This window comes from Mesorhizobium sp. 2RAF21 (assembly GCF_052115345.1).
GTDB lineage: Bacteria > Pseudomonadota > Alphaproteobacteria > Rhizobiales > Rhizobiaceae > Mesorhizobium > Mesorhizobium terrae.
The window spans coordinates 144399-161930 of record NZ_JBFRGM010000009.1 but is presented as its reverse complement, the minus strand read 5'-3'; the positions used below and the strand labels follow the sequence as shown (position 1 = coordinate 161930).

The 17532-nt window shown below is 59.2% G+C and carries 17 protein-coding genes and 1 pseudogene; 9 read left to right on the top strand and 9 right to left on the bottom strand.

The features are described from left to right. Positions 1-116 precede the first annotated feature (116 nt). Positions 117-332 (top strand): annotated as a pseudogene (locus AB4136_RS16380) (TetR/AcrR family transcriptional regulator); the annotation flags it as partial. Between the two features lie 21 nt (positions 333-353). Here AB4136_RS16380 and AB4136_RS16375 read toward each other — a convergent pair. The 3 genes from AB4136_RS16375 to AB4136_RS16365 form a co-directional block, all read right to left on the bottom strand. Continuing rightward, entirely contained in the window at positions 354-1469 is a 1116-nt protein-coding gene (locus AB4136_RS16375) for a metallophosphoesterase (RefSeq protein WP_441931387.1), read from the bottom strand. A 147-nt stretch (positions 1470-1616) separates the two neighbouring features. Continuing rightward, positions 1617-2465: an alpha/beta fold hydrolase gene (locus tag AB4136_RS16370; protein WP_441931386.1), complete on the bottom strand. Its 849-nt coding sequence runs from the start codon at positions 2463-2465 to the stop codon at positions 1617-1619. A gap of 37 nt (positions 2466-2502) precedes the next feature. Beyond that, positions 2503-3783: a hypothetical protein gene (locus tag AB4136_RS16365; RefSeq protein ID WP_441931385.1), complete on the bottom strand. Its 1281-nt coding sequence runs from the start codon at positions 3781-3783 to the stop codon at positions 2503-2505. Between the two features lie 153 nt (positions 3784-3936). Here AB4136_RS16365 and AB4136_RS16360 point away from each other — a divergent pair, with 153 nt between their 5' ends. Continuing rightward, a complete protein-coding gene (locus AB4136_RS16360; protein WP_441931384.1) occupies positions 3937-4515 on the top strand; it encodes a TetR/AcrR family transcriptional regulator in 579 nt (192 codons plus the stop codon). After that, positions 4512-5888 (top strand): MATE family efflux transporter, encoded by a 1377-nt coding sequence (locus AB4136_RS16355; protein WP_441931383.1) that lies wholly within the window; start codon positions 4512-4514, stop codon positions 5886-5888. The genes AB4136_RS16360 and AB4136_RS16355 overlap by 4 nt, the downstream gene beginning before the upstream one ends. Positions 5889-5896: 8 nt before the next feature. On the opposite strand, the gene AB4136_RS16350 is transcribed toward AB4136_RS16355, so the two are convergent. Beyond that, positions 5897-6394 (bottom strand): hypothetical protein, encoded by a 498-nt coding sequence (locus tag AB4136_RS16350; protein WP_441931382.1) that lies wholly within the window; start codon positions 6392-6394, stop codon positions 5897-5899. 439 nt (positions 6395-6833) lie between these two features. Between AB4136_RS16350 and AB4136_RS16345 the strand changes: the two genes are divergently transcribed. The 6 genes from AB4136_RS16345 to AB4136_RS16320 all read left to right on the top strand — a co-directional run bounded on the left by AB4136_RS16345 (position 6834) and on the right by AB4136_RS16320 (position 12222). After that, on the top strand, positions 6834-8195 hold the full coding sequence (locus tag AB4136_RS16345) for an NtaA/DmoA family FMN-dependent monooxygenase (protein WP_441931381.1): 1362 nt from the start codon (positions 6834-6836) through the stop codon (positions 8193-8195). 92 nt (positions 8196-8287) lie between these two features. Further along, complete coding sequence (locus AB4136_RS16340; RefSeq protein ID WP_441931380.1) at positions 8288-9223, top strand: ABC transporter substrate-binding protein; 936 nt, start codon at positions 8288-8290, stop codon at positions 9221-9223. A gap of 48 nt (positions 9224-9271) precedes the next feature. Beyond that, positions 9272-10138, top strand: a complete 867-nt coding sequence (locus tag AB4136_RS16335; protein ID WP_441931379.1) for a sulfurtransferase — start codon at positions 9272-9274, stop codon at positions 10136-10138. A 120-nt stretch (positions 10139-10258) separates the two neighbouring features. Further along, positions 10259-10957: an ABC transporter permease gene (locus AB4136_RS16330; protein WP_441931378.1), complete on the top strand. Its 699-nt coding sequence runs from the start codon at positions 10259-10261 to the stop codon at positions 10955-10957. Next, positions 10954-11757, top strand: coding sequence for an ABC transporter ATP-binding protein (locus AB4136_RS16325; protein WP_441931377.1), 804 nt, complete (start codon positions 10954-10956; stop codon positions 11755-11757). Before AB4136_RS16330 ends, AB4136_RS16325 begins: the two co-directional genes overlap by 4 nt. Next, the gene (locus AB4136_RS16320; protein ID WP_441931376.1) at positions 11758-12222 is read left to right on the top strand and encodes an isocitrate lyase/phosphoenolpyruvate mutase family protein; all 465 of its coding nucleotides are present in this window, start codon (positions 11758-11760) and stop codon (positions 12220-12222) included. Positions 12223-12353: 131 nt separating this feature from the next. Here AB4136_RS16320 and AB4136_RS16315 read toward each other — a convergent pair whose 3' ends face one another. The 5 genes from AB4136_RS16315 to AB4136_RS16295 all read right to left on the bottom strand — a co-directional run bounded on the left by AB4136_RS16315 (position 12354) and on the right by AB4136_RS16295 (position 17266). Further along, a complete protein-coding gene (locus AB4136_RS16315) occupies positions 12354-12881 on the bottom strand; it encodes a cold-shock protein (RefSeq protein ID WP_441931375.1) in 528 nt (175 codons plus the stop codon). A gap of 148 nt (positions 12882-13029) precedes the next feature. Continuing rightward, on the bottom strand, positions 13030-14238 hold the full coding sequence (repC, locus tag AB4136_RS16310; RefSeq protein WP_441931374.1) for a plasmid replication protein RepC: 1209 nt from the start codon (positions 14236-14238) through the stop codon (positions 13030-13032). A gap of 201 nt (positions 14239-14439) precedes the next feature. Beyond that, positions 14440-15486 (bottom strand): plasmid partitioning protein RepB, encoded by a 1047-nt coding sequence (gene repB / locus AB4136_RS16305; RefSeq protein ID WP_441931373.1) that lies wholly within the window; start codon positions 15484-15486, stop codon positions 14440-14442. Further along, positions 15483-16703 (bottom strand): plasmid partitioning protein RepA, encoded by a 1221-nt coding sequence (repA, locus tag AB4136_RS16300; RefSeq protein WP_441931372.1) that lies wholly within the window; start codon positions 16701-16703, stop codon positions 15483-15485. Before repA ends, repB begins: the two co-directional genes overlap by 4 nt. Positions 16704-17056: 353 nt before the next feature. Then, complete coding sequence (locus tag AB4136_RS16295) at positions 17057-17266, bottom strand: hypothetical protein (protein WP_441931371.1); 210 nt, start codon at positions 17264-17266, stop codon at positions 17057-17059. Between the last annotated feature and the right edge of the window lie 266 nt (positions 17267-17532).

The window sequence follows — 17532 nt, the reverse complement described above, 5'->3', positions numbered from 1 at the left end:
GGTCACAGGGCTCAGATGACCCATCAGGCAAATAGCTTTCGTTCGAACTCTATGTCGGATATAGCGTCAGATCACAATCTAATAGCGTCAGATCACAATCTAAATGTGAGGTCACCATGCGTGTCAGCCGCGCCCAAGCCCAGGAAAACCGTCAGACCGTCATCAATGTCGCCAGCCGCCTGTTCCGGACGCATGGCTTTGACGGGATCGGCCTCAAGGATTTGATGGAGGGCGCCGGACTGACGCAGGGCGCCTTCTACAAGCAGTTCGCCTCCAAGGAGGACCTGATCTCGCGCTCGCCAGCTTCTCCGGTTGAGGAAAGGCCCTGGGCATAAGATATCCCTGCTTCACGTTCAGCCTGAGCGTAGGACGATGGTCGTCAATTCCGACGGAATGCCCAGTCGGATTGCAAAGCCGACCCACAAGCCCGTGCCGTTGCTGACATAGAGCGGCATGCCCTCGACATCATACAATCCAGAAACGTAGCCATTGTTGAACAGTTGGATGAGACGGTGCAGACCTATGATCTGACCCCCGTGGGTGTGACCGGAAAGTCGCAAGGCCACGCCTGCCCGAGCGGCGAGAGCGGCGTTCTTTGGCTGATGATCGAGCATGATGATCGGGATGCCTTCCTGTATCCCTCCAATTGCCTGTTCGACATGCGGTCCCGGCAGGCCGACACTTGCGGCCGCGGGGTCGTTCACTCCAGCTGTGGCAAAGCTCGTGTCGCCGCGGCGGAGAATGACGTGGCCGTTGCTTATCGTCGTGATGCCCAGCTCGCCAAAACGCCTCATCCACTCCGGGTGACCGTAATAGTATTCGTGATTTCCCGGGATCGCGAAAACGCCATCGACCGCAATCAGATCTTTCAACGGCTCGGTATCACGTCTGCGCGCATCAATGGTGCCGTCGATCAGGTCTCCGGTGGTCACAATGAGATCGGGATTGAGACTGTTGGTGTCTCGAACGACAGTCTCCACCCACGGCGCTTCGAAGAGACGGCTGATGTGCAGGTCGGTCAGTTGCACAATGCGATACCCATCGAGCTCTCGTGGCAATCCCGCTATCTCGATCTCGACCTGCTTGACGGGCGGAAGTCCAATGGCCTGGGTGACGCCGATCGCCGCCAGGATCAGGGCGCAGATCGCCATCGTGTAACGAACCGAGACCGGGATGCCGACCCGGCGTCGGCGCACAAGGGCAGTTAACATGGCGAAAATGTCGAGAATGATCTGGAAGATTATCAACAGCAGGATCGAACTGACGACCCAGTTCACCGCGATCATCACCTCCCGCGGCACTTCGGGCGAGAACCTCGACCCGAAAGCAAGCTGGCTCCACAGATGGTGAAGCGAGATCACCATGATAACGGTCGCCATCGCGACTTTTGAATACCTGGACCATGGAAGAGGCACGAGAAATCGAATTACGACGATGAAACCGACAAGCCCCGGCATGAAAAGTGACATGGTGGAATCCTGGTCGGTTTCGATGCGCCTTGCGGGACATCACGAGGTCGATGCCCTTCCACGCTGTCGCAAGGGCAGTGCCGAAGCGCTCTTCGGACGACCCTTTCGACAGTTGTCAGCGGTCCAGATGGCGTTCGGCCGCCACGTCTACTCGGCCAGAAAGCCGCGCGCCTGCTCGACGAACAGGGCGTGGTACTGGAACAGCCCGCCATGGCCGGCATCGGGATAGATGCTCAGGCGCGAATCCGGGATAAGCCGCAAGAGCTCGAAGGACCGCTCGGTCGGCACCATGACGTCGCGATCGCCGTTGACGATCAGGGTCGGAACTTTCAACTCCGTGAGCCCAGCCGGTTCCCCCCGGTTCCACTTTCCGATCGCCGCCGTTTGCGCCTGGATGGTTTCGGGAGCGACAGCGTGGTCGCGATCCTCCTTGCGCTCGTCGAGACGCGCCAGGAATGCGTTCGCCTCATTCTGTCCCGCCGCGGTCTGCGTGAAGAACAGAAAATGCTTGGGATGCTTTCCGGCGGCCTGCGCTTTGACGATCACGCCTTCCAGGTCGAGCGGCGGATTGGGTGTTCCCGCATCGGCCAAGTCAGCGCCGGCAGGACCGGTGCCCGCGAGGATCAGCTTGCGCACGAGCCCCGGATTTCTCACGGCGACGACCTGAGAGATGAAGCCGCCAAGCGAGAAGCCGACCAGATCGACCGTCTCGTGCCCCAGCGTTCGGATGAAGGCGGCGGCGTCCTTCGCCATCTCCTGCACGGACGCAGGCGTCTCGCCGCCACTACAGCCCACACCCCGGTTGTCGAAGATGATGACATGGTGGTTTTTCGAAAGGCCGTCGATAATGCGCGGGTCCCAGTCCTCCAGCACGGCGGTGAAGTGATGCAGGAACACGACCGGCACGCCGCCCGGTGTGCCGATCTCGCGATAAACGAATGGCGTTCCTTCGACATCGACTGTTCTGGTTGGGGCATTTGCAAAAGTTGTGGTCATGGACGTGAAACTCCTGTGTTAAGGTCGAAAAGCGCTGTCAATGAAGAAGGACGGGGTTCGCAAACGCTTGCTGCTCAGGCCCCCAGGCCCTCGTGAACATCGTCGAAGCATGTTTGGGTCCTGGAAGAACGTCGGGCATGGCGGCGGCACGAATGAATGACGACAGCGGCGCCTCCAGGGCGGCAGGGAGTTGGCTCAGCAGTGCAAAGGCGCCGGAAGCGTCTTGCGCGAGGGGGTCGACATGAAAGGACGTTGCGGTGAAAGACTGCGACGACCTATCCGCGTCGTCATCGACCCGACGAAGGAGGTCTGCTGCCTGATTTCGAAACGGCGTGATGATCTCATGTTCGACCTGATTAAGCTGACGGCGCGTGGCCAATGACTCGTCGAGCAAATGCACGATGTGCTCGGCTACCGTCTTGTCGCGGAGACCTATCGCCGTCATGCCGAAGATCGCGTCGGCGGCCATCAGCGGATGACGGGCGCGCCTGAGCGCGGCCGCATAATCCGGAAGGACCTCGGCGCCGACCTCAGCCGCTGTCCTCGCCGCAACGGCGCCAAGCCACGGGTTGCGCTCTCGCACCAATGAAAAGCTTGGCGTCCATGTGCTCCATTCGACGCTTTTCGCAGCCCCTGTTAGCCAGGGTCTCGAGCCGGGCGTTGTCGCCACAAGCGTTGCCCGGCCGAGCATATTTGCATAGTCCCAGTAGCGCCGAGCCAGCCCATGGTTTCCGGATTCTGATACATTCCGGCGAACGGTCGATCTGATCAGATCGATATGTTCGACAATCCTGTTCGCCAGGATATAGGCGGCAACCTCCACAAGCGGCGCCATATCAAGCAATTGACGTAGCGCGTGCCGATCATTCTGAAGCAGCCCCTTGACGACGGCGGCGGCCGATCGATCCGCTCTTTTCCAGGCGCGTCCGCGCCGGGCGTTTTGCGCCAGGATGTCATTTCGAAGGAGCCCGCTGTAGTTGCGCTCCGGCAGATCGGAGAGGTTCTTCCGCTCAATCCGCAGCGTGTCCCTGTCGATCAGGAGCCACGCGGCGCCCGTCGACGCCGCATAGGTGGCGGATTGTTCACCCTCGAGCAAGGCGACGCGCGCCGCCTCATCGGTCGCAAGCCACATCACCAGGCGAACATGCTCGTGCAGATCCGCGAGCGCGGCCCCTATGTACATCTCGGTTGTGGGGATTGGCATGAGAACGTCCTGATATTCGGGAGAATGCCTGAGCCCATCGCCGCCATCCGGCTGGCGTTGCTGTCCGGATGGGTTGCGTTGTTGAAGGCCAATCAGGCCGGGTGCTCCCTCCATGGTTCCGGCCTCCACGCCGTGTAGAATGAGCATCTTGTAATCATGACACACATCATGATTGACAAAGATTGCAGGCGCAATCTATTCTGTCAACCAGTCACGGCACTGTGAGGCGACGTTTCCCCTCAGCCGCTATCCCGGAGAACTCGAAAGATGAAAGTCAGTCGGAAGCAGATGGCGGAACACCGCCTGCGCATTCTGGACTCGGCCGCTATGCTGTTCCGCGACAAGGGTTTTGAGGCGGTTACCGTCGGCGAGGTGATGAAGGCGGCGGGACTGACCCATGGTGGGTTTTATGGGCATTTTTTGTCCAAGGACGATCTGGTCGCGCAGGCGCTCACCCACAGTCTGACAGCAGGCGAAGACCGCAGGACCGACGTTCGCGCCTTTTTCGACAGCTACCTTTCACGGCGTCACCGCGACAATCCTGCTACGGGATGCCCGACGGCCGGACTGGCTGCGCAGACCCGTCACCAGAGCCCCGCGGCGCGGGCGGCGATCACCGAAGGGGTCCGCGGACAGATCGACAGGTTGAGCAAGGTATTTGACGGAAGCAACGACACCGTAAAGCGCCGCGCGGCGATAGGCAGCTGGGCAGCCATGGTGGGTGCGATCATCCTCGCCAGAGCCATAGACGATCCCGTTCTTTCCGACGAAGTTCTGGAGGAAACGCGCGCCTGGATCGGACCAGCGGACAGCCAGACCCTCAACCTTCCCGAACGTGCGCCATGACGGATACCACTTCCCCTGGTCCTTCGGTCATCCGGCTCGACGCCCGAACGGCCCGTCTCCTCGAGGCCCCCGTCCTGCCGCTGCTTTTGAGCATGGCGTGGCCGAATGTCCTGATCATGATCGCCCAGGCCTCAACCGGCCTGATCGAGACCTGGTTCGTCGCCAAGCTCGGCACGGATGCGCTGGCCGGCATGGCGCTGGTGTTTCCGGCCGTCATGCTGATGACGATGATATCGGCTGGCGCCATGGGAGGCGGCATCTCGTCTGCGGTCGCGCGCGCACTTGGCGCCGGACGCCGCCAGGATGCCGACGGCCTGGTGCTGCATGCCGTCGTCATCAACATCGCGCTTGGCATCACATTCTCACTGGTCTTCCTGCTGTTCGGCGAACCCATCTATCGCGCAATGGGTGGACAAGGGGGCGAGCTCGAAGCCGCGCTGATCTATTCCAACACGGTTTTTGCCGGAAACATCTTCATCTGGCTGATGAACGGTTTAGCCAGCGTCATCCGCGGCACGGGCAATATGCTCTTTCCGGCAATCGTCACCTTTGTCGGGGTGTTTTTCCTGGTGCCGATCTCGCCGCTGCTTATCTTCGGCTATGGACCTGTGCCGCCCTTCGGGATCGCCGGCGGCGGCGTGGCGCTTCTCGTTTTCTATTTTGCAGGCACCGTCGCCATGGCGTGGTACATCCTCGCCAGGCGCAGCACGGTCCAGTTCCGCTGGGTAAGGCTTCGATGGAGCGCCATGGTCGCCATGCTGCGGGTCGGGGCACTTTCTTCGATTGGCGCAATTCAGACCAATCTCACGATCGGCGGGATCACGGCGATGGTCGCGTCCGTCGCCGGAGTTGGCGCGGTCGCTGGTTTCGGAACGGGCGCACGTCTCGAATATCTTCTCATTCCCCTCATTTTCGGCATTGGCGCGCCGCTTGTCGCCATGGTCGGCACCAATATCGGCGCCGGACAGCCCGAGCGCGCCGTCAGGATCGCGCTGACCGGCGGCGCGCTCGCCTTTGCGATTACCGAGGCAATCGGCATCGCCGCAGCGATCTGGCCGCAGCAGTGGCTCGGTCTGTTCAGCGCTGACCCCGAAATGATCGAGACCGGCAGCGCCTATCTGCGGATCGTCGGACCAGCATACGGGTTCTTCGGTCTGGGGCTGTCGCTCAACTTTGCCTCGCAGGGCGCGGGGCAGATGTTCTGGCCAGTTGCCGGAGGTTTTCTGCGCATGGGAATATCTTTGATTGGCGGGTGGATTGCCCTGAAAATGACAGGCTCTGTCAACGGTGTCTTCGCAGCCATCGCCGTGGCTATGGTAGCCTACGGGCTGATCATGCTGGCTGCCGTGCGTTCTGGCGCCTGGTTTCGATAAGTGGGGCATCAGACCGAACGGAGCGCGATGCCCTTTCGCAGACGCTGGACGGTAATCCGTCGTCGTCGTAACCGGTGATAATTGTTACGCATGCAGTCGACGACTATTTTTCTCCGGCCAGAGATAGGCCTTGTCTCGTGAATAGTGCGTATTTTCTGCCCTGACGCCTCTGTTCGGAGCTGGCCCGTTCCACGCCTTTTTCCAAGCGATGTTTGTGTGTCTTCCTGGTGCTCGGACGATGATCGAGCCCACGTTTCGATCAAGACAACCGCTTTGGTCAAGAGCGTGGGCAGGGTATCGCGTTCCGAGATGATACGGGTGATGAGATGCCCGGCCATGATCACCTCATTTCGTTCGCCAGAATGGGGATTATCTCTGACTGATTTAGCGGGAGAACCTGCCACCATGGCCTTCGGAGTGAAGGCTATCTTGCAGCTCTCACGCTGCTTGATGCTGACCTGTACCGGATTGTGGCATGCAACGATCTTGATCTTGACGCCACGCAAGCAGCGTCCGGAGGCCCACGACGGGGAGCCTGGGTTGAGGGGTTTGGGCTCTTGATGATTGGCGCATAGCTTGGCTGATTGAAACCAGCAAAGGCTTCCGCGCCTTTTTCTGTCGCACGACCGAGTTATATTAATGCCGCGCTCCCGTTTCCTAAGCATGCGTGAAGTGCCGGTGGCCAATTCCCAGAGACAGAAACTCGCGCACTCTCACAGTTCGCATAGCGCAACATATTAAGCTGATGTCCACATCCTTTGTCGGGCATTCGCGTGGTCGTAGCACAAACTTCTCACGCACGGCGGCACAAAGAAACAAAGTCTACTAGTTTTGTAGATAATGTCAGGCCAAGCTCATTCGCTCACCCGGAGGCGCTTCAGGCGCTCCATGAATTTGGGGCGCGCTGGTAGATTCGTGTGCCTGATAAAACCGCAAGGATAGACCATGAGTAAAGCGATACGCGAACTTCACCTGGGATGGACCATCTGGCCTTCAGGCTTTCACCCGGCAGGTTGGCGTCTCGATAAGGCGCTCACGGACGGGAACGTTAGCCGCGAGTTATTCAAACGAACCGCGCAGCTGGCGGAAGAGGGCAAGTTCGACTTCTACTTCATCGGCGATCAGGTCGTTGGTCTGCCCGAGTGGCAGTATGAGCGACCGAACCAGGTTCTTCGGCCGGAGGCGATTTCGCTTGCCGGCTTCGTGGCTGGGGTGACCGAAAAGATCGGCATCGTCGCCACTGTGAATGTGACCTACTCCGAGCCTTACAGCGTTGCGCGCGCAACTGCTACATTAGACCACCTGAGCAATGGCCGGATCGGCTGGAACATCGTCACCGGCGAGGCGGAGGCAGCCGCCCAAAATTACGGACGCAAGGAGCATTGGGATAACAATCAGCGCTATGAATGGGCTGGGGAATTTGTGCAGGTCGTGAAGTCCCTGTGGGACAGTTGGGAAGATGATGCCCGCGTCGCCGATAAGGCGAAGGGCCAGTTCATCGACGAGTCTCTCGTCCACCGTATTAGCCACCACGGCAAGTTCTTCAATGTCGAAGGACCGCTCAATGCGCAGCGCCCGGTCCAGGGCCAGATTCCGATCGTCAATGCCGGTCGATCCGACCGTTCCGTGGAGTTGGGTGCAGAATATTCGGACATCAAGTTCACCAATTCCTCGACCCTTGGGCTGGAGGGCGCCAAGGCGTACTACGCCGACCTGAAGGCTCGCGTCGCACGTGCAGGACGTGATCCGGACGAACAATTCATCATCCCCGGCATTGTCGTCTACACAGGCGATACGGGCGAAGAAGCGCATGCGCTTTACCGTGAGATCCAGGGGCTCTGGACCATCCCTATCGACCTGTCCGAACTGGAAAATGGTCTAGGCGTCGACTTGGGAGGAAGAGATGTCTCCGAACGTGTGAACGACATTCCTGCATTCGCGGCGCTCGAAGGACGCGCACTCGAATTCGTTCAGATCGCCAAGGAGCAGTACGGCTCCGATGACATCACGCTGACCGATCTGTTCCGGTCGTTCCATCGCCGCGGCGGCTTCGCGGAGATCGTCGGCGGACCCAAGAAGATCGCCGACGTGCTCCAGCACTGGTGGGAAGAACGCGCCGTCGACGGCTTCATGATTTTCCCGCCTTACCAGATCGGCGCGCTGGAAGATTTTGTCCGTCTGGTCATTCCCGAACTGCAGGCGCGTGGCATCTACCGCAAGGACTACACGGGATCCACACTGCGCGATCATTTCGGACTTTCCCGGCCCGAAAACAGCTTCACCCAACATAAACTGGCGGCTGAGTGACACTCAAGTCGACCTTGGGCGTGCCTGCAACAATTGGAGTCAAAATGTACCTAGGATATTTGAAGACAGCGATGCCTGACCGGGCAGGTTCGTTGCTTGGCGCGATCACCGCTGCCGCCCTGCTTGCTGCTTCCGCCGGGGCGGCAGTGGCCGAGGAGCCGGTCCGTTTCGGGGCAGTCGGCGGGCTCAGCAGCAGCTCCGCCGGCCTTGCGCTTGCGGTCGAAGAAGGCAAGCTGAAGGCGGCTGGCATCGAACACGAAATTACGGAGTTCAAAGGCGGCGGTCCTGCCGTCCAGGCTCTGGTTGGCGGCGCAGTCGACATCTGCGTCTGCGCTCCCGAACACGTCGTCCGTCTTCGCAACCGCGGGGTCGACGCAGTCAACCTGGCGCCGCTGTCCAATCGACTGACCTACGCGATCTTCGGTCCCGTCGGCAGCACCGACAAGGGGCTCGAGAGCCTGAAGGGAAAGAAGGTCGGCATCACGAGCCCGGGCAGCAAGACGGACACGATCATCCGGCTTGCGCTGAAGCGTGCGGAGATTGAGGCAGATGCCGAGGTCGAAATCGTTGCGATCGGCGGCACGGCCAGCCAGATCACAGCGCTCAAGACCGGCAACATTGCTGCCGGCTTTATCAGCGGCATCGACGCGCTGAGTGCTGAAGCGGACGGCTATCCCATCGTCTTCGATTGGCGCGACCAGTCGGTTCCCGACCTTGCCCTGATCGTCACCGAACAGTGGATCAAGGACCATCCCGAGACCGCCAGGAAGATCGCGGCCATCACCCATGAAGAAGCCGTGCGAATTTCAGCCGATCGCGCGCTCCGCGGCAAAACGTTGAAGTGGCTCTATCCGCACGTGACCGACGCGGTGATCGAGACCGCCACGGATCGACTGAACTCGGACACCGTCACGACGACGACTTTCGACGAAGCCTCTTTCGACAGGCTGCAGAAAGACCTCATCGAAGTCGATCCTGCGCTCAAGCCGATCTCATATGATCAGTTCAGCCGAGACTTCACCAAATAAATCACGGTTGCTCCATACCGTCCTTTCCGTCGAGAGGTCCTGTGTCTGATGTTAAAAAAAGTCGACTTGCGTAGCCGCCACCTGGTCTCTGCCGGGGAGCTTTCCGAAGCGCTGGCGTCGGAGAACCCGCCTGTGCTGCTTGACATCCGGTTTCAACTCGGAGGACCGGAAGGATTAAAAGAGTATCTGGCCGGGCACATACCGACTGCGGTGTTCGTCGACCTCCCGACAGAATTGGCGGGTGTCGAGAAGGGCTTCAGCGGCCGCCGTCCCTTGCCCGAGATACACGATTTGCAGCGCGATGCCCGGCGTTGGGGCGTCCGCGAAAACAGTGCTGTGGTGGTCTATGACAACAATTCGGGCCAGCAAGCTTCCCGCGCATGGTGGGTATTGCGATGGGCGGGCCTGACCGATGTCCGCCTGCTCGACGGTGGCTTCGCCGCCTGGCAGGCAGCCGGCCTTCAGGTTACCCGTGACGTTCCGCTGCCTTCGCATGGCGATGTTTCATTGTCAGCCGGGCACCTGCCGACGATCGACGCCGATCAGGCGGCCGCTCTGCCAGGCGAAGGCACGCTCCTCGATGCGCGCGGTGCGTCGGCCTACAGGGGAAAGCCCACCGAACCGGGGCAACCCGGAGAGGGACACATACCCGGGGCGGTCAGCGCTCCCACGACGGAAAACCTCGATCCGACGACCGGTCTGTTTGCATCTGAGAAGGAGCTTCGCAGCCGCTTCGAGACCTTGAACGTCACTGGTGAAACGCCGCTCGGCGTCTACTGCGGCGGCGGCGTCACCGCGACGCATCAGTTGCTAGCACTCGCGACCATTGGCATCGATGCAGCCCTGTTTCCTGGGTCATGGTCGGCCTGGAGTTCAGATCCTTCGAGGCCTGTGGCGCAGGGGGACACGGCCTGATGTCGGCAATCTCTCTGGAACGAGCGTCAACCGCCGGCTCCTCCGACGCGACGCCGTTCCAGGTCCGCTGCGTGGAAACTCAACGCCTGGCGCGTAGCGGTTCTCTTCATCGCACTGGCCATGTGGGAAGGTCTGGCGCAGACGATCGTCGATCCCCTCTGGATCAGCCAGCCTTCGGCGGTCGCGGTTCGCTTGTGGCAACTCGCCGGCTCAGGCCTGTTGTGGAAGCACACGTCGACGACGCTGATGGAGGCCGGGCTCGGCCTGGCGCTGGCCTTCGCGGTGGGCGTGCCGATCGGCATCTTTCTGGCACGATACCGCTATTCGGGCCAGATAGCTGATCCTTTCGTGATGGCTCTATACAGCACGCCGCGCGTCGTTTTGGCGCCGCTGTTCATTCTCTGGTTCGGGATCGATCTGTTCTCCAAGGTGATGATGGCGTTCTCGATCGTTGTCTTCGTATTCATCCTGAACATCTCGGAAGGGCTGAAGACGATCGACAAGGATCTCCTCGAACTCATGCAGACAATGCGTGCCTCGGAGGGATACGTTGTTCGCAAGGTCATCATCCCGTGGATCATCCCATGGGTGATCGCATCCATGCGGCTCGCGATCGGATCAGCGCTGATCGGAGCGCTGGTGGCGGAACTTGTCGGATCGAGCGCAGGCCTCGGCTGGTACGCGGAAAATTCAGCGGGCCGTCTCGACACGACGGGCGTCTTTGCTGCCGTGACGGTCCTCGTCGCCATTGCGGTGGTGGCGAACGCGGCGTTGGGCCTCGTGGAGCGACGCTTCCTCACCTGGAGGCCGACGATATGAACGTGCATGTCTCCCAGCTCCCGATCGATCAGAAACCAAAGGGCGTGATCGCCTTCAACGATCTGACCGTCTCATTTCCCAATGACGAGGGAGACGATCTCACAGTCATCTCGAACCTCAACCTCGCCGTGGAGCCGGGCACGTTCGTTTCGATCGTCGGACCCAGCGGCTGCGGCAAGTCGACCTTGCTGAGGGTTCTGGCCGGACTGGTCAAGCCTGCATCAGGCAATGCGCTGATCGACGGCAAGTCGGCTGTCGAGATGGATCGCAGGCTCGGGTTCATGTTTCAGCGGGACACGTTGCTACCATGGGCCAGCGTCGTGGAGAACATACGCGTCGGCACGGATCTCGGGGGCTATCCCGCCAAGAAAGTGCAGGATCGCATCAGGGAACTGGTCTCGTTCCTGAAGCTGCTCGGTTTCGAGAACCATCGACCACATCAGTTGTCGGGCGGCATGCGCCAGCGTGTCTCGCTGGGCCGCCTGTTGGCCTACGAACCGGACGTCTTCCTGATGGACGAGCCTTTCGGAGCGCTCGACAGCCAGACAAAAATGGCGATGGGCAGGGAGTTATTGCGCATCTGGGCCGCTGACATGAAAACGGTGGTTTTCGTGACCCATGACATCGAAGAGGCTATCACTCTTTCGGACAGGGTCATCGTGATGGCCGCCAAACCCGGTCGTATCGTTCTTGACCAACCCATCGATCTGGCGCGGCCGCGAAATGCTCGTGAGGTCAGAAAGGATTCGTCATACCGAGACTTGGTCGATCATATCTGGCAACATATCGACTCAAGATAATTGAGCGATTTTCCGTTGTCCATCCATCCGTCCATCCGCCTTCGTGAAGTCCTGAACACTCCCGTCGCAACGCAAGCAGTGAGCGTGTTCGACTCTTTTTCAGTCCGCAGCGCAGAATTGCTCGGACATGAGGTCGGCATGCTCGGCGGGTCGATCGCGGCTATGGCGCTGCTGGGCGCGCCTGACATCGCGCTGATCACCTCCACGGAACTCGCCGATCTGACGAGGCGACTTACGCGGGCGGCACCCGGATTTCCAATCCTGGTCGATGCCGACCATGGGTACGGTAACCCAATGAACGTGTTCCGCACCATCGGTGAACTCGAACATGCGGGGGCTGCAGGCGCGACGATCGAGGACACGCTGCTCCCAGCAGGCTTCGATAGAGACGCGCTGGGAGCTGATTTCCATCGAAGAGGGCGTTGCCAAAATAACGGCGGCCTTGGCGGGCAGAGCCAATCATGAATTCGTCGTTGCAGGCAGAACAGCGGCCGCGCGCATCACCGATGTCAATGACGCTGTCCGGCGAGCTTTGGCCTACTAGGAAGCCGGCGCCGACGCGATTTTATCTCAAGGCGTCATTAATCGCGTCCGGTTCACTGACGTCGCCGAGAGCATGATAGCCGCAACTCGTGGCTGGAGAACGTCATCGCAGATGCACTTAATTTGAGAATTCGTAAGCCAAGATTCTCACAATTAAATGCCAAGTCTGAAATTAACCGGCACATTCTTACAATTAAGTGCCAAACGACAGGAGTTATCGGGATCTGGGCGCCGATGTCGATCACTTTTGCGATCTGAGGACCACGTGGACCTTTTTCCACCGTGACAGTGAGCTGCGTCCCATCGGAAAGATCGTAGCCGCCAGCTGCCTCAAGAACCCGAATGTGTAGATAAGCCTCGGCGCCGTCCGACAGCTTGACGAAGCCAAAAGCCTTGCCGGCGTTGAACCAGACCACTTCGGCATCAACAGTGTCAGGGGTCACGCTTGGCGCGTCTTGAAAGTAGCTCGGTTCGTAAACCGGCTCCGAAAAGGATCCCTGCTCACTACCATGGCGCTTGCCCCGTCGTTCGCGATGATCTCTATACTTGCCCATTTCCGCCTCGGTATACGTCCAGAGCATAGTTCACCTCCCGTAGGATAATCTCCGTCGATCGACGCATTTGAGTCAAATGACGATTTGCTCACGAAACGATGTTGAAGCAAATTCGCTGGCTGCTGCTCCCGCTCCAGGCGCTAGAAATTCCCGAACCACTTCCAAGGTCCCCGCATCATCCCGCCTTCCTTTCTGGCGCGGAGGAATTGGCCTTGAACGCAGCCATGAGCATGGGTCCGACAGAAAACTGCCCTGCCCTGGCTTTTTCCGTCAGCGCACGCAGATACCCGCCGGCGGAGTCGATATGCTGGGCCCGTTGCAGGATGCAGGCGACGACAATTGCTGCTACTTCCGGCCCCATGACGTGGCAGGCGTCCTCGTAAGCTGACGGCGAAATACCAAGATAGCCCCTCACCTGCGCGGCGGTCGCCATCAGATCGCGCCAGTTTGCGATTCCGCCGGCGGCATAACCCGCAATATCCGGACAGGCTTTCAGCACAAGTCCAAGGTGATACGTTTTTGGCGGCTCCGCCGGTTGTGGTCTAGGCTCTACGGCGCCCCTGGCTTTCTCGAAAGCGAGTTCAAATTCAAAATGAGATTCGGGATTTGAATCAGAATGCTGCTGCTCATTCTGAGACTCATTGGCGCTCGGATTCGTAACATTCATGAAGTTATTCAATGCGATGTCGACTTCATCACGGATCGCGTCCAGCTCCGCTGCGAACGGCGCCAGCTCTTCGATGCTCGCTTTCCTTGGAAGCTGGTCCACGACGGCCCTGAACCGTCTCCAGAGGTCCTGCCAGGCGCCCGGGGCGCCCTCCTCGATCGCGGCTTCGATCAGCTTGGCAATGTCGCGGCGCTGCAGCGTGATGCGCTCACGCATCAGCTTCAGTGCACGACCATCGGCACGGACACGCTCGGCCGCTGCGTGGAACTCGTCGGCGCGTGCCAGCAGGGGAGCTACGGAGAAGCCAAAGGCGTCCTCCAATTCCCCTCCCCTGCCCTTGCGGGCATATCGCTTCCCGTTGGGACTGTCCCTGCGCAGGATAATACCGCAGTCGAGCAGCGCCGCCAGGTGCCGGCGGAGCGTGGCGTTTGCCATACCATGCGAGCGCAGCGATAGCTGCTTGTTCGACGGGAAGACGATCAGCCCGTTTTCTTCAGACAGTTCATCGTCCGGATGGCATGACAACAAGCCGGCCAGGACGGCCAGCGATCGATCGCCGATGCCTACAATGGTCTTCCCCTCGCAGAGATCGCGATAGACCTGCCATTTTTCGACGGTCTTGCCCTTCGGAATCTCCTTAGCGCCGATTTGCGCTGCCATAAGGGCAAGCGACATCGGCCGGCTCCCGAAGGGAGTCGTTGCAATTTCCCTCTCCATTTTCCTTCACCTTCAATCAGGCAAAAGAAATCTGCTCGCCGAAATGACGCATTCCCTCACGGGACTCTTGACTGTGATTCGCGGAAGTGCGATTCTCTAGGTGCTAACTTGGAGAAGGGCTTCCGGACGTTTTTCGGGGGCCTTTTTCTTTTGCTTTGGGCTAACTCCTATTTCGCTCAAACTGTGTGTTTCCGACCCGACCTACGAGCGCCGTTGGTGTTCGTCGAACAGCCGGGGAACCTCACGCATCACAAACTCAGCGAACTCCGGCGAAGTTCGCCGGTCGATCGTGAGCGTGATCTTTTGTTTAGTCTGAGCCAACCGCCCTATTTCTTTCCCAGCGGGAGATATGAGAGCTTCGGCTTCACGCGTTGCCGGAACGTCGCGCAGCGACTGTACGACGGCATCAAATCGTTCTTTGGATTGAAGGGAACCAAACTGAGGCTGTCCGACAACGGCGCGTGCAGCTTCCACGCGCCGCCTGTCAGAGTCGAACGCATCCGCTAGCGCCATCCAATTTCGTCGACCGACGCCGTGTGCCGGGCCGATGGCATCGATCAGGTCAATCGGAATTTTTGCCGCTACCGAGAGCATATTCGACAAGTCGCTTTTGTAGACGGCCAGCGATGACATGATGACGTCACGCCCAAAGCCCTGCTGCTCAAGCTTCTGCCCAAAACGCACTTTCTCAATGTAGGAGAGGTCCTTTCGTTGGTTGTTTTCCTGTCCTTGAGCAACGACGAGTTCTCGGTCAGTTAAGGTGCGCACTATGGCCTTGACCGGCACGCCTAGTTCCATTGCGGCACGCAGCCGCCTGTGACCAAACGCAACCTGATATCTCTCGGGCTTCTCGGGATTCGGCCGAACTAAAATCGGAACCTGCTGGCCCTCAGATCTGATTGCTTCGACGAACTCTCTAAATTCGTCGTCATTGGTGGGCATCCGATCAGGCACAAAAGACGGGTCGATAGTCATCGGATCCAATTCGACCACGACCTGACCCGCAGCGAGTTGCTTCTCAATTTCGTCAGCTCGCCTGGTGCGCTCGTTAAGTTCGCCGAGCGACTGACCTAGCGCGCCTACGGGAGAGCGGCCTCCGTCATCAACCAAGTCGGGCGAGCCCATGAGTGGCCGAATTCGCGATGGACGGCGAGGCGATTGGGCTTCATGTCGGTCGGCGCGGTCAGCTTCCTGAGCGATCTCTGGTGGTAGCGGCGCCAGCTTCGCAAATATCTGCTTGCGGCTCATGACACCCTCCCCCAAGCCTTCTTGATGAGGGTCTCTATCTCTGCATTGACCTGTTCGACCGACTCGAGGGCGCGATCGTAGGTCGAGCGCGTGAATTGGCTCCGGTCAATTTCAAATATTGTTTGATTGGTAAGACCGGCGTCGGAAACGGCGGTGCTCTTTAGCATCGGGTGGTTGAGGACATGGTCGCCAAAAATCGAACGCAAGAACGCAACCATTTGATTCTGGGGACCGTCGCTCGGTTCGAATCTCGTGATCAGGTATTTCATCCATTGGTAGTGTGATGACGCCCCTGCCCTGCTGATTTCATCAAGCAGTTCCCCAGTCATTGAGAGAAACTGGTTCATCGACATCACATCAAGCATTTGCGGGTGCACGGTGATAAGGACCGATGTGGCAGCGGTAAGAGCAGATAAAGTCAGGAAGCCGAGTTGTGGCGGACAGTCGATAACTACGACATCGTATAGTTTTTGCACTTGCGAGAGCGCTTGCCCGATCCGAGCAAAGAACAGGGTGTCCCCAGGGGCTCGCGTCATGAGCGCCTTCGGGGTGTCATGCTCAAACTCCATGAGTTCGAGGTTGCCGGGTATAAGGTGAAGATCCGGGATGTAGGTCGCGCGAACTATCTCTGCTGTGGGACGGCGTTCGTCGTCGTATCGAATGGCTCCGTAAAGAGTTTCGTTGGGTCCGACGTCCAACTCGGGCTGATGGCCGAACAACGCAGAGAGACTTGCTTGTGGATCGAGATCTATTGCGAGGACCCTGTACCCCTTTAGCGCCAAATATTGGCTAAGATGCGCAGCGGTGGTCGTCTTGCCTGACCCACCCTTGAAGTTCATCACCGTGACGACCTGCAATTGCTCGTCCTTGGTTCGCCAAGGCAAATACCGGCGATGCCCACGGGCTCCGGTGTCAAGGTGTTTGCGGAGTTGGTGGATCGCTTCGACAGAGTAAGATCGCCGACCGCCGGTCGACGTAGTCGACAGATCGTCGGGCATTTCAGTTGCCACTTGTCGCAGGTATCCTTCGGTGATTCCGAGGAGCTTTGCGGTTTCCGCTGGAGAGAAGTTTCGAATACCCTTCTCCGCGTTGGGCGGGAAAGTGCTTAGGTGGTGTGCCTGAAGCTGACCGGCCAAAGCGGCAGAGTGCCTCTGAATGAGCGTCTTCAGCTCATCATCTCGCGGCGTGCTCGCTTGAATGGCTGCGATAGAAACCATAAAGTTATTCCAGTTCGGTGTCAGTTGCGGAACATTTGCGAGAATGCGAAAAATTCCGCAGATGAGGGACTATGCCCGATTCTTTCGGTTCTGCAACAGATTAAGGGTTAACAGATTCTTAACGACCGTCAGCGGATTGAGCCTACGAAAGCAGTTAGCCGCGGCTAACAGCTGCGCTCATCCTTCCAGCCGATCTCTCGTTTGGTCTGGGAGGCCGGCTCCGGGAAGGAGGTTAGAGCCTCGACGATAGATCCGATGTAACCGGGCGGCGGTAGCGATGTCCAAGATGTCGCTCGGCTCTGGCTTCCGACCACGGGATTGGACCTTCTTGGCTATGTTTTCGGGACCAGCCCTCAATCTGCATGAAACCCGCCCTCAAGGTCACGCATCTCAGAGGGCGTTTGTGTCAGCTGTTCGGCAAAGTCGGAGTCTATCTCGCCGGCGTTGTCGAAAGCAGCCCCTGAAACTCGAGGGCTGTCATCTTGATGGTCCGATAGCGCGAGATTGAAGTGCAGGCGGCCTCGGGTAGGATCGACGAAGTCGGGCCTTTCCGGTTCACCCATGATCTCATGGTGCCCACGTTGACCCGGGATGATTATCGGCGTGTCGCCATTCTAAGTAGTAGACCGCCGGAGCAACAGCGCCGTAGCGCCGTGTCCCTAAAGCGCGCCACATCCGTTAACTAGGGCCCCAGATGTTCGGCCCGCTCTCGGTTCCCGGCCGCACCTTGCCGAATTCACAAACCGACGAAGTAGGCAGTAGGCAGTTAGCCGCGGCTAACTGCCTACGAGTGAGCCGCCCGAACGGCGATTCTCGGTGCCACTTGATC

Excerpts from the sequence above, each read along its gene's own strand:
- AB4136_RS16315 (WP_441931375.1), bottom strand. The coding sequence starts at position 12,881 with ATGCTCTGGACGTATACCGAGGCGGAAATGGGCAAGTATAGAGATCAT.
- AB4136_RS16375 (WP_441931387.1), bottom strand. The coding sequence starts at position 1,469 with ATGTCACTTTTCATGCCGGGGCTTGTCGGTTTCATCGTCGTAATTCGA.
- AB4136_RS16370 (WP_441931386.1), bottom strand. The coding sequence starts at position 2,465 with ATGACCACAACTTTTGCAAATGCCCCAACCAGAACAGTCGATGTCGAA.
- AB4136_RS16365 (WP_441931385.1), bottom strand. The coding sequence starts at position 3,783 with ATGGAGGGAGCACCCGGCCTGATTGGCCTTCAACAACGCAACCCATCC.
- AB4136_RS16355 (WP_441931383.1), top strand. The coding sequence starts at position 4,512 with ATGACGGATACCACTTCCCCTGGTCCTTCGGTCATCCGGCTCGACGCC.
- AB4136_RS16325 (WP_441931377.1), top strand. The coding sequence starts at position 10,954 with ATGAACGTGCATGTCTCCCAGCTCCCGATCGATCAGAAACCAAAGGGC.
- AB4136_RS16330 (WP_441931378.1), top strand. The coding sequence starts at position 10,259 with ATGTGGGAAGGTCTGGCGCAGACGATCGTCGATCCCCTCTGGATCAGC.
- repC (WP_441931374.1), bottom strand. The coding sequence starts at position 14,238 with ATGGAGAGGGAAATTGCAACGACTCCCTTCGGGAGCCGGCCGATGTCG.
- AB4136_RS16335 (WP_441931379.1), top strand. The coding sequence starts at position 9,272 with ATGTTAAAAAAAGTCGACTTGCGTAGCCGCCACCTGGTCTCTGCCGGG.
- repA (WP_441931372.1), bottom strand. The coding sequence starts at position 16,703 with ATGGTTTCTATCGCAGCCATTCAAGCGAGCACGCCGCGAGATGATGAG.
- repB (WP_441931373.1), bottom strand. The coding sequence starts at position 15,486 with ATGAGCCGCAAGCAGATATTTGCGAAGCTGGCGCCGCTACCACCAGAG.
- AB4136_RS16345 (WP_441931381.1), top strand. The coding sequence starts at position 6,834 with ATGAGTAAAGCGATACGCGAACTTCACCTGGGATGGACCATCTGGCCT.
- AB4136_RS16360 (WP_441931384.1), top strand. The coding sequence starts at position 3,937 with ATGAAAGTCAGTCGGAAGCAGATGGCGGAACACCGCCTGCGCATTCTG.
- AB4136_RS16295 (WP_441931371.1), bottom strand. The coding sequence starts at position 17,266 with ATGGGTGAACCGGAAAGGCCCGACTTCGTCGATCCTACCCGAGGCCGC.